The following is a 15,469-nucleotide window of genomic DNA, read 5'->3' as shown; positions in this document are numbered from 1 at the left end:
TATTTGGGATTAATCAAGAAGTGAACCTACGTAGTAGTTCAAATAATCAATTTCGATATTGTCTTTAGTAGCTCCCGCAATTTCAACAGGGCTCATTTGTTTTGTTGGAGTGATGAATTTATACTCGCCGCCCTTTACACGCACCCTGATTGGCATGTTGAAATCTTTGGCCTCGGCTATCCAGCGGCAATAAAGTTTGTTTTCGTGACTGGTAAATTCCAGCACAGGAAGACTGCGGTAGTGCAGGTACTGATCAAAAATGGCCGAAAGGTCCATACCCGATTGCTGGTTGATAAAACCTACCACATCATTATAAGTAACGGTTTTATGGTAAAAAGTTTTGTTAAGCCCACGCAGGATGCCGCGCCACTTTTCATCGTCATTAATAATAGTGCGGATCATGTTCAGGAACACAGCACCTTTAGAGTACATATCTCCTGAGCCTTCCTTGTTCATGTTGTAAATACCAACTATAGGCCCTTCATTATTAATGGTGAGCCTTAAGCCGTAATTATACTCCTGTCCGGCTTTTTTACCCCAGTTATCCTCTACAAAAAGCGATTCGGAATAGCAGGTAAAGCTTTCGTGGACCCACATATCGGCCAGGTCTTTATCGGTTATATTGTTGCCAAACCATTCGTGCCCGCTTTCGTGTACGATGATATAATCCCATTTGCTGCCCCATCCAGTGCCTGATAAGTCATAACCCATATACCCATTCTTGAAATGATTGCCATAGGCCACGGCGCTTTGGTGTTCCATACCCAGGTGCGGGGTTTCAACCAGTTTGTAGCCATCCTCATAAAAAGGGTAGGGGCCAAACCAGTGCTCAAAGGCTTTAAGCATTGGTTTTACATTGGCGGCAAATTGTTTTTTTGCTTTTTCCAGACTGGTTGGCAGTACCCAATAATCGAGGGTGAGTTTGCCCTTTTCGCCCATATAAGTATCTTCAAAATGAGCGTAGTCGGCAATGTTGGCGGCAACGTCATAGTTGTTGATTGGGTTGGCCACAAACCAATCGAACCGGGTATAACCATCCTTAAGTGGGGTTACCTTGCGCAGGCGACCGTTTGATACATCTTTTAAACCTTTAGGCACGCTGATGCTAATCATCATGCTGTCTACCTCATCTGCCAGGTGATCTTTAGTTGGCCACCAGATACTTGCGCCAACACCCTCACAGGCTGTTGCTACAAATGGTTTACCCAATGAATCTTTTTTGAATACCAGCCCGCCATCCCAAGGAGCATTTTTGGCGACGGTTGGGTTACCAGAATAGTAAACCGTAAACTCATCCTTACTGCCTTTACTTATAGTTTGCGGAAAGTTGAGGAACACTGCATTACCATCGCGGGTGAAAGTAAGTTCTTTACCTTTGTAAACAACTTTGGCGATATTAAGATTGGCAAACAGATCGAATTGCAGTTTATTAAAATCCTGCGTGGCGGTGAATTTAAACTGGTTGCTGCCGCTGATAAACTTTTTATCGATATCAATTTTAACATCAAGATGGTAATAATTGATATCATAACAGGTACGCAAAGGTGTAAGCATTCCGCGCAGCGAATCGGCATGGGTGAATTGCTCTTTTTCTTTCAGGAGCTGCGCCTTCGCCGGCGGGGCAATTGTTGCAGCGCTTAGTAAGGTAAGCGCTGCAAGATATAATTGTTTTATTTTCATGTACTTAATTGTGTTAGGTTAGAAGGTATCCATGATATTTTTCTTCCAGGTATCGGCAGCATATTTTCTGAACGTGGTAGGAGCAGCCTTAAAGGCTGCATCAAAGGTATAGCTGCCACCACCATAATCTTTACCAGATATAATTACTTTGTTGGTGCCGCGAACCGCATATTTTTTATCACCCTCGTGCATAATGATCTTCATATCGCTTGGACTTACATCGCTGCGGCAAACGGTACGGTAAACCAGCCATACTTCGGCTATACCATTATTATCTATGTCTGTAACTGTAAATGTGCCCGGAACATAATTTGCTGTTATATCAAAAGGACAATCGGTAATAAAATCATAAGTCTGCCAGCTCAGCTTAAACTGATCGGTACCCGTAATATTGTAATGATAGGCATATAAAGCGGCGTTGCGGCTGTCGCTGTTTTCGCTGTTTTTGGTTTTGGCTTCTCCTGTTTCAGTCGTGATCACTATATGGTCGCCTGTTTTATCTGTGTATTTAATTGCATCAATAATATGCCCTTTGTAAGTAATGGATTTGGGGATATCAGCTTTGCTGAGCTTAAGTACTTTGAGTTGAGCAACAGAGACCTGGGTAATAATATTTAGCAATATGATGGCGAAAGGTAGTTTCATAAACCTAAGTTAAAGCTTATTTATAAAACCATTGGCCGGAATAAAAAAGTCCGACCAATGGTCTAAAGAAAGTGGAGTAAAGACTAAACTCCAACCTCTAATCACCAACCTCTTACTTCAGCACCTGCACATCAATAAAACTATCATTATAAACCGTTTCCGTTGCCTTGATGTAATCGCTTTCTTCTGCTTTATACGGGTTTTCCACAAACTTTTGCGGATTACGTGCTACTATCGGGAACCAGGTACTTTGAACCTGGATCATGATACGGTGGCCTTTTTTAAAGGTATGCAACACATCCTGCAAGCGGAAATTCACATCCGTTTTTTGATTGGCTACCAAAGCCTCCGGTTTTTCAAAGCTATTGCGGAAACGTGCGGGCATTACTTCCGAACGTACCATTTGCCAGTAATTGCTCAGGATAATGTTTTTGTTTGGCATGTACGGGTTGTTAGGTTCGTCGGCCGGGTAAACGTCAATCAGCTTCACAACAAAATCAGCGTCGGTGCCGGTGGTGGCAATTTTAAGGTGCGCCATGATCTCGCCGCCAAGGGTAACATCGTCATTTAATACTTCGCTCTGGTAAACCAAAACGTCCGGGCGGCGACCGGCAAAGCGCTGATCCTCGCTCATGTAATTATGCGGCGTGAAGCCCATGGTGGTGGTATTATCTTCGGTATAAGGAACCGGTTTAAGTGGATCGCTGACGTATGACACAGAACCAGCTATTGCAGGCTGGCTATTGGCAAGCTTACCATCGGCACCTAAAAACATTTTTTCGTGTACAGCATTGGCAGCAGGCCATTTGTCAAAAGTGGCCCACTCTTTTTTACCGGTATTAAACATATAGGCATTGGGTAAGCCTGAGTTTTTATCGCCATTACCTTTCAGAAAGTGGTTGAAGAATTTAGCCTCGATATTTTTTTGGTAGAAGGTAGCCACGCTATCGCCAAAATAAACATTGCTGTGCATGGTATGCCCGGTTTCGCGCGACCAGCGGCCGTGACCGAATGGCCCCATCACAATGGTATTATATGCATTTGGATCGGACTTGTTAATGGTTTTATAAATAGCCAGCGGACCGGTTAGGTCTTCGGCATCAAACCAGCCGCCAACCAGCATCACGGCAGGTTTTACTTTACCGTAGTGTTTCAGCAGGCCACGTTTTTGCCAAAACTCATCGTAATTAGGATGGTTAATGGTTTCCTGCCAAAAGAAGTTATCATGGTAAAACTTATCGGCATTTTTAAGCGGGCCAAGATCTAACAAATACTGATAACCATCTTTGCTATCTGGTTTAAGCATAGTATACCAGGCTTTGCTGGTAGTGTCGGTTTTTTGAACACCAAATACCGGGAAGGTGAAAAAGTAACCTTCAATGAAAGCACCGTTATGGTGAAAATCATCAAAAAAGAAATCAGAAATAGGGGCCTGGGGCGATGACGCCTTAAGTGCCGGGTGGTTAGAAAGGATACCTGCAGCGGTATAAAAGCCCGGGTAGGAGATACCATATTGGCCAACTTTGCCATTGTTGTTAGCTACGTTTTTAACCAACCAGTCGATAGTGTCATAAGTGTCAGAACCTTCGTCAACATCTTTTTTGCTTTTTTTATTGTCGATAACCGGGGTCATGTTGGTCCAGGTGCCTTCGCTTTTCCAGCGGCCGCGCACATCCTGGTAAACAAAAATATAGCCCTCTTTCATCATAATTTCAGAGGGGCCAAGTCGTGCCGGGTATTTATCTTCGCCGTAAGGGGCAATGCTGTAGCAGGTACGCTGCATCATCATCGGATACTTATTTTGCGAAGAGGCATCCTTTGGGGTATAAATTGAGGTGAACAGTTTTACACCATCGCGCATGGTGATGTACACATCTTTTTTGGTAAAATGCTCCTTCACATAATTGCTTTGGGCATTAACGCCGGTATATAATACTACCAGCACAAAAAATAAATAAATTTTCTTCATGAGATCAGTCGTGTTAATTGGGCTAATTTAATAAACAGTTCAGGATAAACCGATTTATCAATTGTTCTGTTACAAAATGGGGTAAAATGCTGTTGGTTTAGGATAAATCCAAACCATGATTTGTTGGATTAAAAGATTGCCGGGATTTTGTATGAATCAAATGAATATTAGAAATTCATTTAATTTGCCTGGTATTCTGATAATTCCTTAACTCGATAAATTCAGGTTCAGACAATAATCCTTAACTTTGCCCACCATAAAATACACACTACTATGCAATATGATGTTATAGTTATAGGTTCGGGCCCGGGTGGTTATGTAGCCGCTATCCGTTGTGCCCAGCTTGGTTTAAAAACCGCAATTGTTGAAAAGTATAATACCCTCGGCGGTACCTGCCTTAATGTTGGCTGTATCCCGTCAAAGGCGCTGCTTGATTCGTCTGAACATTACCATAATGCTGCCCATGCTTTTAAAACACATGGCATCAACCTTGAAAATCTGACTATCGATTTTGGGCAGATGATCAAACGTAAACAACAGGTTGTTGACGCTAATACCAGCGGTATCAGCTACCTGATGAAGAAAAACAAAATTGATACCCATTTTGGTGTGGGATCATTTAAAGATAAAAATACCATTGTTGTTAAAAAGAGCGATGGTACTACTACCGAAATCACCAGCAAAAACGTGATCATTGCTACGGGTTCAAAACCATCGGCATTGCCATTTTTGCCAATCGATAAAAAACGTGTTATCACTTCAACCGAAGCTTTAAGCCTGAGCGAAGTGCCCAAACACCTGGTATTAATTGGTGGAGGCGTTATCGGCTTAGAGTTAGGTTCGGTTTATGCACGTTTAGGCGCCAAAGTATCTGTAATTGAATTTATGGACGGCATTATCCCAACTATGGATAAAGGCTTAGGCCGTGAGTTACAGAAAGTATTGACTAAACTGGGTATGGAATTTTACCTGGGCCACAAAGTTACCGGCGCTACCGTAAAAGGAAACGAAGTCACTGTGAGCTGTGATACGCCAAAAGGTGAGAAACTGGAGCTTAAGGGCGATTACTGCCTGGTAGCTGTTGGCCGTATTGCATACACTGATGGCTTAGGTTTGGAAAACATTGGTATCACTGTTGAAGAACGTGGCCGTAAAATTACGGTTGATGAGCACCTGGAAACTAAGGTTAAAGGTGTTTACGCTATCGGCGACGTGATTAAAGGCGCTATGCTTGCTCACAAGGCAGAAGACGAAGGTACATTGGTTGCCGAGATCATTGCAGGCCAAAAACCACATATCGATTACAATCTTATCCCTGGCGTAGTTTATACCTGGCCGGAAGTTGCCGCTGTTGGTCAAACAGAAGAGCAATTAAAAGCAGCTGGTGTTAAATACAAAACAGGCTCATTTCCATTCAAAGCAAGCGGTCGCGCCCGTGCAAGCGGTGATCTGGACGGCTTTGTAAAAGTATTAGCAGATGCGACAACTGATGAAATTTTAGGTGTACACATGATTGGTCCCCGTGCTGCCGATATGATAGCCGAAGCTGTTGTAGCTATGGAATACCGCGCAAGTGCCGAAGATATTTCGCGCATGAGCCATGCCCACCCAACTTATACCGAAGCTATGCGTGAAGCATGTTTAGCTGCTACCGAAAACAGGGCGATACATATTTAATAATTTCGGATATCGGATTTTCGATATCGGATTTATAATTTGAATATTTAAAAGCGGTTATCATTTGATAGCCGCTTTTTTAGTTTTAAGTTAGTGGTAAATACCTTCGCTATGAAAGTTATAACCTATTCCTTATTCGCATTTTTAATTTTGTTCGGCTTCATATGCCATGCACAAACCAAAACCATTAAATCAGTACCTGATATTGAAGTTTACGATATCAGCGGAAAACATACTACGCTAAAGCAATTAGGGCAAAGTAAGGTTTTGTTTATTGATTGTTGGTTTGTGCCCTGCCCGCCGTGTTTCCGTGAGATGGGTATGTTGCATAAGCTTTACGATAAGTACAAAGACAATAAGAACTTTTGTTTCATAACATTATGCCAAACCGATAGCGGTATAGTTAAGCGGTTTATTGCACAGGATAAATCGATAGATAATTTTGTTAGAATGTATAAGGATTTTAGCAAGCGGCAGGATTTTAAATTACCGGTATACTTTATTCCCGGTTGTAACGAAAAGATCTATACAGGCAAAGTTTTGGCTAAATATACACCCGACGATAAAACCAAATGCCCCGACAGACAGTTTGGCTTTAGGGGATATCCAACGGTTATTATCTTCAATAAGCAAGGAAAGCTGATTTTCAAGAAGACTGGTTATGGGGATAACGAAGATGAAAATACCCTGAAAGTGGAGAACCTGATAGCGCAAAATATAGCAGCTAAATGATATGAATGTATTGGCAAGCATCGGAATTGTATTATTAACCATAGCGTTTATGGAGCTGCTCTCCTGGGCTATGCATAAATATTTATTCCATGGGCCATTGTGGTTTATTCACAAAACGCACCATCAGCAAAGGCACGGCTGGTTTGAGTTGAACGACCTGTTTAGCATCGGCTTTGCTGCTTTTGCTCTATGGTTGATGTGGATAGGACATTTGAATTTGGATTATCGGTTTTGGATAGGTACCGGCATAAGTGTTTATGGCATTATCTATTTCATTTTCCATGATTGGTTTATTCATAACCGGTTCAAGGCTTTTAAAAGCGATAACCGCTATCTGACCGGTATCCGCAGGGCGCATAAAATCCATCATAAATCAATGGAGAAATATCCATCGGAAGAGTTTGGGTTATTGGTAGCCAGCAGGAAATGGTTCAGGAAGTAAGATCAATCATTTGCCCTCTGTTCGCATCGCAATTTAATAACTGCCAGCAACCTTTGCTGAAAATCAGATAGCAGGGCATCCCCCCAAAATGTAGCATATTGATTTATCCGGGTATCCAGTTTGTATGAAGATGATAAGCAAAGTTCTGTTTGGTGGTCGTTAATTTTTCTAAGGGTATAAGACGCGTCAATAAACTTAAAATGATTGCCCAATAAAATATGCTTGTCGAATACTGTATTCCTGATAGTTGATGGTGATACGGCAATATCGAATGACACTTTTTTATTTAGTTCCCAATGATTAACCGTTTCAATAAATTTTAGTCCTCCTTCAAAATGCCCAATCCTTGTAGCTCCGATGGTATCTTTATTAAGCTCGGCATATAGCGGTTGGGGAATCCCGGCGTAGTTAAAAAAGCCTTTGCGGTATTCATCGGCATTAATCTGGTCAACCCTTACCACATGCTCCCATATATTTTGCGGGCTTGAGTTTATTATTGTTATGGTGCTAACATGATAAATACCCGATGGAATCTTAAATTGCTCCTCCACCATTCCGCAAATGAAAGGAATAAGGAGAACAGAGTACAGCGTGTTTTTATTTTGGCGATACTTTAGTAGCAAGATACCAATAATGCTACCACCAAGCATGGCAGCTAAAATAAAAGGAGCCGATATGATCAATATGCATATAAAATCCTCCGCACGGGAGGTGAAACAAAACAAGAAGAATAAAAAAACAGTTAAAGAGGGTGTAAATATCCTGTAACCGGATTTACTTAACTGACGCTCGGATGCGAAAAACATTGGAACCATCCCTATTACAAAGGGAACAATCCAGATAAACGTCACCGAAAAAAGATCAGTAAAACTAAAGTTTTCTCGTTGAGGAAGGTTAAATATAGGCCTTAATATCAGCCCGTAGGCAGCTCCTGAAAGCACTCCACTATATTCGCTGATAAAAGATTTAAATCGCTTATTGAAATTGGCATTCATAACGTGACTCGGTTAAGGGCCGCAAGATAATAATGTATATCAACTTATGGGTATTTGGATACGTTTAACAAGTCGTTGATATAATATTGTCGGGCGCAAATGTTACTTTTGCCGGGCAACCAACATCTATGAATATCCTCATCGTAAACAACACCACGATCCCGGCAACTAAATATGGCGGTACCGAGCGTATTATCTGGTGGCTTGGCCGGGAGTTAAACCGGTTGGGGCATAATGTTACGTATTTGGTAGGCGCGGGATCATCATGCCCATTCGCGAAAGTGTTGATCTATGATCCTGCTGTTGATATCAACCGGCAGGTGCCTGACGATATTGATGTGGTGCACTTTCAGTTCCAGGTGAGCGGTTTTACAAAGAAACCATACATCATTACGGTACATAATAACCCGGGCGGTGTTCAGTTAGATGTTAACTCGGTGTTTGTATCAGCCAATCATGCGGAGCGTCATGGCTCAACGGTGTTTGTACATAACGCGATAGATATTACCGATTATCAAAGGCCCGATCTTAATAATAAACGAACGCATGCGCACTTTTTAGCTAAAGCAGCCTGGCGGGTAAAAAACGTAAAAGGGGCTATTGATGTTGCCACCATGAGTGGTAATAAGTTAATAGTACTCGGTGGCACCCGCCTTAACCTGAAAATGGGTTTACGCTTTACACCTAATCTAAACGTTCGGTTCAAGGGGATGGTTGGTGATGAAGCAAAGTCGGTAGTGATGAATAGCTCAAAGGCTTTGCTTTTCCCTGTTTTGTGGCATGAGCCATTCGGAATAGCCATTGTTGAAAGCCTTTATTTTGGCTGCCCGGTTTTGGGTACGCCTTACGGATCATTACCCGAACTGGTACCCGCAGAGGTTGGCTTGCTTTCGGCAAGTAAAACTGAATTAGCCGCCGGACTTAAAAACGTTGAAAGTTTTAATAAACAATATTGCCATCAATATGCTACCGATAATTTCAATATCGGTAAAATGGCTACGGGATATTTAGCTTTATACGAACAGGTATTGAATGGGCAAACGCTAAATAAAGTTCAGCCAGTGCTTATCAGCCAAAACCAACCCAAATACCTGCCGTGGAATAATTAAAATTCAGCTATTTTTGGGCATAAATATTTTTAGTGGATAGTTCAGCAGCTTCAATTTTTTCATCGCAAAAACGGCCTTATTTTATAATGCTGCTATTGGCCATCGTGCTCAACATAGCAGGTATCGGCATCAAATTCTTCACTGATGATGGGGCCCTATACTCGGCTCTGGCCAGGAGCATGGCGCACAGCAATAATTTCACTGATTTGATGTATCACGGGAGCGACTGGCTCGATAAACCCCATTTTCCTTTCTGGGTTATCGCCATCAGTTTCAAGATATTTGGCGTAAATACCATCGCTTATAAGCTACCGGCATTACTGTTCTTTTTTATGGCGGTTGTTTACACCTACAAGCTGGCCAAAAAGTTTTATGGCGATGAAATAGCTATTATCGCTACCTTGATATTGCTTACTGCCCAGCACAGCGTAATGTCGAACACCGATGTACGTGCCGAACCTTACATTATGGGGCTACTGATGGGCGCTGTTTATCATTTTTATAAAGTAAAAGAGAAATTCAGCATAGCGGATATACTATTGGCATCCATACTTACAGGATGCGCGGTGATGACTAAAGGCATTTACCTGCTTATCCCAATAGGAGCTTCAGTTATTGGCGATTATCTGTTTAAAGGAAACATCAAAGCCGTTTTTCATTGGAAATGGCTGCTCTCGTTTATCCTTGTAGTGATATTTACTCTGCCCGAAATCTATTCCGTATACACCCAGTTCGACCTTCATCCAGATAAAGTTGTTTTTGGGCGTACAGGAATTTCAGGCATTCATTGGTTTTTATGGGATAGCCAGTTTGGGCGTTTTAACAATAATGGCTATATCACCAATAGCCATGGCGATAAACTATTTTTTGTGCACACCCTACTTTGGGCTTTTGCGCCATGGGCTATTCTGCTGTTTTACGCGCTTTATGCAACCATCAAGAAAATGGTAAAACGAATAGCTCAACCCGAATACTTGTGCATTTCAGGCGGGATATTGATGTTACTGATCTTCTCGGCCTCTAAATTTCAATTGCCGTTTTATACCAACATCCTGTTCCCGTTTTTTGCTATAATAACGGCGGTTTTTATAAGGTCGTTGAAAATTGGTGCGGAGTTTAAGTTTTTTAGAATTTCGCAATACGCTATTACCGCGCTTTTGCTCGTCGCCGTTATTACACTTAACTTCGTTTTCGCGCCCGAATGCTGGCTGGTGTTTGTTTTGTTAATAGCAGGATTTGCCGGATTAGCTATCTACATTTATAGAAAGCCTACATCAGTTTATCAACCTGTGTTTTTATTTACCTGCGCTGTATCAATCCTGGTAAATACTTACCTGGTTACAGTTGCCTATCCAACAATAGTCGATTACCGCGGGGACCTTTCAGCTGCCGAATATCTCAATCAAAACTATCCGCAGCAAAAAGTAAGCGCGGCGGTTTTATCAAATACGTTCGATTTTTACTACAAAGGCGAGGCGACTTATACTAACGTTGATACCATCTTAAAAACCGATAGCCTAAAAAAACGAATTATAGTAGCCGATGAAAAAGCGGTAGCCGAATTGAAGGACAAAGGAATTGCTTATAGTATTGTTAAATCTTTTCAGGATTTTCCTCACGAAAACCTGAGCCTGCCTTTTATCATCAAAAAGAAGAGGCCTGCTACTTTAGATCAGTTTTATCTGATAAGAATTAGATAGAATTGTGTCATTAATAAATTATAGTCTTGAGTCTAAAGTTATAAGTTCTAAGTAAAAAGAGCAAAACCTGACTTAAGCCCCCAAACTTCCGACTTCTGACTTAAAATGGTGATTACTTCTGCAAAGTTTGGTACTTATTCCCGTTAGCAGGGTCAAGCTGTAAAAACAGGTTCATGGCGGTTAGGCGTTCCTGGTTATCTGCCTTGCTGTAAATAGAAACCAGCTCATCACTTTTTGCAGTATAAAATATAAGCGGTAGCATTGCGCCCACACGCTGGCGGTCCACCTGTTGCAGCAGCGGTAACAGGCCGTCAATAGCTTTTCGACCTTTGTTTACATTGTCAGACATGATATCGAGGCCGTTCCGGTGATAATCATACAAGAAGCTGCGTAATGGGTTATATATTTTATTGTTCAGGTTTTCGGATAACCAGTAACGGTTCACGTTGCCGTCAAACGCTTTCCAACCGCTGTATGACGATGTTTGCGCGTTGGTTACAATGGTTTGGGCAGCCAAAAAATAAGGTGTGCCGCCAAATTTGGAAAACGTATCATAATCAACCCCTATGATAATGTTGGCATAAAAAGCCATGATAGAACTCAAATTACCCTGAAAGTTTTGATCGGTATAATCAATGGTCTGGCCTTCGGTATAACTAAAGCTGATATCTTTATCATTGAGGTTTAACAAGGTAGAGGTATAGGATGAACCATATATTGGTCTTGATGATTGTACCTGCAGTTCGCCGGTAAAATTGCTGCTGCCATCCCAGTTGGTAACGTTCAGTACAAAATTGCAATCAATCCTTTCCTGTGGCAAAATCGGGTCGGCACTCCATTTGCGGCCATTCAGAAAATCTTTCATGGCGGTTTCCAGAGTTTGGAAAACACGTTTATTGGCAACCTGGATCTTGGGCGTTAACACCTGTACCCGGGCATTCAGGTCCTGTGCAATAGCCTGGCAACAACAGAACATCAGCACCGTGTAAAGCAGCAGTTTTTTCATCCGTTTATCAGTTGGGCAACTTTATCGCAAATATCGCGGGCTACAGCCTCCTTGCTTTTCAAATCGAAAGAAGTTTGTTTTAGCTCCCGGTCAATAATGGTAATTTTATTGGTATCACCCGCAAAGCCGGCACCCGCGTCATTGAGCGAATTTAAAACAATAAAATCAAGATTTTTCTTTTGCAGCTTGGTTATTGCATTCATTTCCTCGTCGTTGGTTTCCAACGCAAAGCCAACCAGGATCTGCCCTTCACGTTTAGCCTCGCCCAGGGTTTTTAATATATCGGTGGTTTTCTTCAGTTCGATGGTAAGGCCGCCGTCTTGTTTCTTGATCTTTTGAGTGGCAACATCGGCCGGAGTATAATCTGCTACGGCAGCACTCATGATACATGCTTTTACATCGCTATAAACAGCGAGGCAAGCCTCAAGCATTTGCGCCGCAGAAGTCACGTTTACCCGTTTTATGTTTTGTTGCTTGCTTGTTTGCGCCGTAGGACCGGTAACCAAAGTTACATCAGCACCCATCGAGGACAATACATCAGCTATAGCGAAGCCCATTTTGCCCGACGAGTGATTGCCGATAAACCTAACCGGGTCAATGGCTTCATAGGTCGGCCCGGCAGTTACCAGTACTTTATGACCGGCTAAAAGAAGTTTTTTTTTTGATTCGGCTTCCAGAAAAGCAACAATCTCTTCAGGCTCGGCCATCCGGCCTTCGCCGTAAAGGCCACTGGCCAACTCGCCGGTTCCGGGTGAGATCATGATGTTACCAAATGACTGCAGCCTGTTTACGTTTTGGCGGGTTGCCGGGTGCAGCCACATATCCAGATCCATAGCCGGGGCAAAGTAAACCGGGCATTTGGCAGATAGATATACAGCACTAAGCAAGTTATCGCAAAGACCATTGGCCATTTTGCCAAGCGTGTTAGCTGTTGCCGGGGCAATGATCAGCATATCTGCCCAAAGCCCAAGTCCAACATGGTTGTTCCATTCGCCAGTTTCTGCTTTGAAGTAGTTAACCAGTGTTGGATTTTTTGAAAGGGTTGAAAGTGTAAGCGGAGTGATAAAATGGGTAGCATCAGTAGTCATTACAACTTTAACATTAGCGCCCGCTTTAACCAATAACCTTACCAGTAATGCAGCTTTGTAAGCGGCAATACTACCACAAACTCCTAAAACAATGTTTTTATCTTTAAGCATAAGCTCAGGTTCACCTACGGGCGAAAGAATAAATATAGGCTAAAATAGAAAAAACTCCCGATAGGGGAGTTTTTTCTATTTTATAAATAATTTCCTGCTTCCCGTTTGGGAGCCGGGAACTAAACTTCTTTACTAGGATTACGATAGTAAACTTTACCATCTAAAAACTCCTGAACTGCAACCAATGATGGTTTAGGAAGTTTTTCGTAATGTTTTGAAATTTCAATTTGCTCACGGTTTTCAAACACTTCTTCAAGGTTATCATTTGATGACGCAAATTCAGAAAGTTTCTGGTGAAGCTCTTCTTTAATGTTGTTCGAGATCTGGTTGGCCCTTTTTGACATAATCACAAGCGACTCATAGATGTTCTCGGTTTTGGTATCCAGCTCGCGTAAATCGCGGGTTACAGTGCTGCTGGCTGCTGCTGGTTTATTACTGTTGTTAGCTGTCATATCTTAATTTAACTCTTTAATATATCTTAATTAATATGGTATTTTTTGCGGCTGATTTTTTTCAGACGGCGCTGTTGTTGTTACAGTATCTTTTTTAGCAAGTTTTTTGGCAAGCTTTGAGTTGGTAGTAGCTTCGGCAATAAGGCGTTGAGCTTGTTTAATACCTTGCTGGCTGTCTTTTACGTAAACCTGTGTTTCGTGCAGGTATTTGCTGTTAGGATATTTTTCGGCAAACTGGTCGGCGTAAGCTATAGCCTGGTTAAAACGCTCTTCCTGTTTGGTTTCAAAGCTGCGGTAAGCGTACTGATATTGTGCTTTAACAATAAGGTATTCCATTTCCTCGCCGTATTTGGTATCAGGGTAATCGCGCAGCGCGTTGTTGAACGCAATCACTGCCGATTGATAATCGCTGATAGTTAAATAAAGTTTGGCGTTGGCATAAGCTTTAGTTTCCAATTTGTCGCGCAGGTTCTGGATCAGCTTGCTCGCTTCAGCCACACGATCGCTTTTTGGATAAAGGTTAATGAACAACTGTAAAGCGTCAATAGCTTTTAACGTATTATCCTGGTCAAGTGAGTAAATTGGCGAATCAAGATAGTAGCAATACGCAGAAAAGAAGCGGCATTCCTCGGCCCTTGGGCTTGAAGGATAAGTATCCGCGAATGTTTTAAAGTGGTACCTGGCCGATGTATAGTCTTTTTGTTTGTAATACGTAAATGCGTAATAGTAAAAAAGATCCTCAGCACCTTCACGGCCGCGGTAACGTTCAACCAGTACCTCAAATAGTCCTAAAGCTTTGTTATAGTCCTTTTTATTATAGTACTTAATAGCTTCCTGGTATTTTTTGGCGTAGTCGTTACTGGCTTTTAACTTTTCGTATTTGCTTTTACAACTGCCAAGCGTAATAATTACGATAGCTAAAACACTGGCTAATAACGTTAGTTGCTTTTTAAACATTCTGCAAAGATAGATTTTTAATATAAATCAGTCAATTATTTATTTAGCCGCTAATATATAACGAGGCATTGGCTCGGTACCTATATATATAGTGTATTTAACATCTTTTAACTATTACCGTTTTTTAACGTTTGAGTTTTAAAATTAACATCAATTAAGCTTGATTTTGTGGGTTGCAAAAAGTGGGATGGACAAACACTCATCATATAGATTTATTAACGTCAATTAAGAAGATCCTGTATCTCGAGGCAATGCTATTATATAAGGTATAGATCCGGGTAAAGAAAGTAAATGTGGCCAAGGTTAAATTACTTGACAATAATTGAGAGAATAGCCATAGTTCATCCATGTCTGTAGAAGCAATCCTGCCTTCCGGGAAATCTATAAATCTAGGTTCAAGCAAAAGGTGTAGGAGTTAAATACATTGTTTCTGGTTTTTCTAACTGCCAACTGCCTGCTCACAACTGTCAACCGAATGAGGGCGTTCCCGTCAGCTGACGGGCGGGCTATCCGCTGCAAGTCCTCGCTTTGCCGGCACGCGGGGCCAATGCGCGCTGTGGGCTTTACGCTGCTATCCCTAACGCGGGCGCAGTAGTTAGTAATGTACATTCGTTAGTAACTATATCCAGTTGCTCAAAACATATAGTATATATATGTTAAACAAGGATAATGCAGTGTTGGAGTAAGCAATTGGGAATGTAATGTCGATGTTTTTAACTATTGTTCTAACTTTTTCATGCTGAAGAATAGCGAGTTAGTAAAAATACAGGACAAATACTCAGAAATAATTTGGAGGAGAGCGAAAAGTGTCTACCTTTGCAGCCCGCAAACGAGGAAGCGGGGGTTGTTCTTTAAAGGTTGAGCGTGAATGAGGAAGAAGAAAAAAGATTGTTAAAATCTTTTGTG

General features: G+C 41.7%; 13 protein-coding genes. 5 read left to right on the top strand and 8 right to left on the bottom strand.

Going from position 1 to position 15,469, the window contains the following annotated elements:
- Nucleotides 1-9: 9 nt before the first annotated feature.
- The 3 genes from DUL71_RS16925 to DUL71_RS16915 all read right to left on the bottom strand — a co-directional run bounded on the left by DUL71_RS16925 (nucleotide 10) and on the right by DUL71_RS16915 (nucleotide 4,294).
- Entirely contained in the window at nucleotides 10-1,680 is a 1,671-nt protein-coding gene (locus tag DUL71_RS16925) for a M1 family metallopeptidase (RefSeq protein WP_114939234.1), read from the bottom strand.
- 18 nt (nucleotides 1,681-1,698) lie between these two features.
- The gene (locus DUL71_RS16920) at nucleotides 1,699-2,325 is read right to left on the bottom strand and encodes a M949_RS01915 family surface polysaccharide biosynthesis protein (RefSeq protein WP_114939233.1); all 627 of its coding nucleotides are present in this window, start codon (nucleotides 2,323-2,325) and stop codon (nucleotides 1,699-1,701) included.
- A gap of 112 nt (nucleotides 2,326-2,437) precedes the next feature.
- Nucleotides 2,438-4,294, bottom strand: coding sequence for a CocE/NonD family hydrolase (locus tag DUL71_RS16915; protein ID WP_114939232.1), 1,857 nt, complete (start codon nucleotides 4,292-4,294; stop codon nucleotides 2,438-2,440).
- Nucleotides 4,295-4,567: 273 nt separating this feature from the next.
- Between DUL71_RS16915 and lpdA the strand changes: the two genes are divergently transcribed.
- The 3 genes from lpdA (at nucleotide 4,568) to DUL71_RS16900 (ending at nucleotide 7,145) form a co-directional block, all read left to right on the top strand.
- Nucleotides 4,568-5,971, top strand: a complete 1,404-nt coding sequence (gene lpdA, locus DUL71_RS16910; RefSeq protein WP_114939231.1) for a dihydrolipoyl dehydrogenase — start codon at nucleotides 4,568-4,570, stop codon at nucleotides 5,969-5,971.
- 111 nt (nucleotides 5,972-6,082) lie between these two features.
- Entirely contained in the window at nucleotides 6,083-6,703 is a 621-nt protein-coding gene (locus tag DUL71_RS16905) for a TlpA family protein disulfide reductase (RefSeq protein WP_114939230.1), read from the top strand.
- A gap of 1 nt (nucleotide 6,704) precedes the next feature.
- A complete protein-coding gene (locus DUL71_RS16900; RefSeq protein WP_114939229.1) occupies nucleotides 6,705-7,145 on the top strand; it encodes a sterol desaturase family protein in 441 nt (146 codons plus the stop codon).
- Nucleotides 7,146-7,147: 2 nt separating this feature from the next.
- Here the strand turns inward: DUL71_RS16900 and DUL71_RS16895 are convergent, their stop codons facing one another.
- Complete coding sequence (locus tag DUL71_RS16895; RefSeq protein WP_154402416.1) at nucleotides 7,148-7,828, bottom strand: hypothetical protein; 681 nt, start codon at nucleotides 7,826-7,828, stop codon at nucleotides 7,148-7,150.
- A 440-nt stretch (nucleotides 7,829-8,268) separates the two neighbouring features.
- On the opposite strand from DUL71_RS16895, the gene DUL71_RS16885 reads away from it, so the two are divergent.
- Together DUL71_RS16885 and DUL71_RS16880 are read left to right on the top strand one after the other, a co-directional pair.
- Complete coding sequence (locus DUL71_RS16885; RefSeq protein WP_114939226.1) at nucleotides 8,269-9,249, top strand: glycosyltransferase; 981 nt, start codon at nucleotides 8,269-8,271, stop codon at nucleotides 9,247-9,249.
- A gap of 86 nt (nucleotides 9,250-9,335) precedes the next feature.
- Complete coding sequence (locus tag DUL71_RS16880) at nucleotides 9,336-10,949, top strand: ArnT family glycosyltransferase (protein WP_114939225.1); 1,614 nt, start codon at nucleotides 9,336-9,338, stop codon at nucleotides 10,947-10,949.
- A gap of 112 nt (nucleotides 10,950-11,061) precedes the next feature.
- Here DUL71_RS16880 and porD read toward each other — a convergent pair whose 3' ends face one another.
- The 4 genes from porD to DUL71_RS16860 form a co-directional block, all read right to left on the bottom strand.
- The gene (porD, locus tag DUL71_RS16875; RefSeq protein WP_114939224.1) at nucleotides 11,062-11,955 is read right to left on the bottom strand and encodes a type IX secretion system protein PorD; all 894 of its coding nucleotides are present in this window, start codon (nucleotides 11,953-11,955) and stop codon (nucleotides 11,062-11,064) included.
- A complete protein-coding gene (coaBC, locus tag DUL71_RS16870; RefSeq protein WP_114939223.1) occupies nucleotides 11,952-13,154 on the bottom strand; it encodes a bifunctional phosphopantothenoylcysteine decarboxylase/phosphopantothenate--cysteine ligase CoaBC in 1,203 nt (400 codons plus the stop codon). Before coaBC ends, porD begins: the two co-directional genes overlap by 4 nt.
- 119 nt (nucleotides 13,155-13,273) lie before the next feature.
- Nucleotides 13,274-13,606, bottom strand: a complete 333-nt coding sequence (locus tag DUL71_RS16865) for a DNA-directed RNA polymerase subunit omega (RefSeq protein ID WP_114939222.1) — start codon at nucleotides 13,604-13,606, stop codon at nucleotides 13,274-13,276.
- 30 nt (nucleotides 13,607-13,636) lie between these two features.
- Nucleotides 13,637-14,563 (bottom strand): outer membrane protein assembly factor BamD, encoded by a 927-nt coding sequence (locus tag DUL71_RS16860; RefSeq protein WP_114939221.1) that lies wholly within the window; start codon nucleotides 14,561-14,563, stop codon nucleotides 13,637-13,639.
- Between the last annotated feature and the right edge of the window lie 906 nt (nucleotides 14,564-15,469).

Source organism: Mucilaginibacter endophyticus, from assembly GCF_003351025.1.
In the GTDB taxonomy this organism is placed as follows: Bacteria; Bacteroidota; Bacteroidia; order Sphingobacteriales; family Sphingobacteriaceae; genus Mucilaginibacter; species Mucilaginibacter endophyticus.
This window is presented reverse-complemented; position numbering and strand designations above follow the sequence as displayed.

Coding starts and splice junctions, on each gene's coding strand:
- DUL71_RS16925 (WP_114939234.1), bottom strand. CDS start 1,680: ATGAAAATAAAACAATTATATCTTGCAGCGCTTACCTTACTAAGCGCT.
- DUL71_RS16920 (WP_114939233.1), bottom strand. CDS start 2,325: ATGAAACTACCTTTCGCCATCATATTGCTAAATATTATTACCCAGGTC.
- DUL71_RS16915 (WP_114939232.1), bottom strand. CDS start 4,294: ATGAAGAAAATTTATTTATTTTTTGTGCTGGTAGTATTATATACCGGC.
- lpdA (WP_114939231.1), top strand. CDS start 4,568: ATGCAATATGATGTTATAGTTATAGGTTCGGGCCCGGGTGGTTATGTA.
- DUL71_RS16905 (WP_114939230.1), top strand. CDS start 6,083: ATGAAAGTTATAACCTATTCCTTATTCGCATTTTTAATTTTGTTCGGC.
- DUL71_RS16900 (WP_114939229.1), top strand. CDS start 6,705: ATGAATGTATTGGCAAGCATCGGAATTGTATTATTAACCATAGCGTTT.
- DUL71_RS16885 (WP_114939226.1), top strand. CDS start 8,269: ATGAATATCCTCATCGTAAACAACACCACGATCCCGGCAACTAAATAT.
- DUL71_RS16880 (WP_114939225.1), top strand. CDS start 9,336: ATGCTGCTATTGGCCATCGTGCTCAACATAGCAGGTATCGGCATCAAA.
- porD (WP_114939224.1), bottom strand. CDS start 11,955: ATGAAAAAACTGCTGCTTTACACGGTGCTGATGTTCTGTTGTTGCCAG.
- coaBC (WP_114939223.1), bottom strand. CDS start 13,154: ATGCTTAAAGATAAAAACATTGTTTTAGGAGTTTGTGGTAGTATTGCC.
- DUL71_RS16865 (WP_114939222.1), bottom strand. CDS start 13,606: ATGACAGCTAACAACAGTAATAAACCAGCAGCAGCCAGCAGCACTGTA.
- DUL71_RS16860 (WP_114939221.1), bottom strand. CDS start 14,563: ATGTTTAAAAAGCAACTAACGTTATTAGCCAGTGTTTTAGCTATCGTA.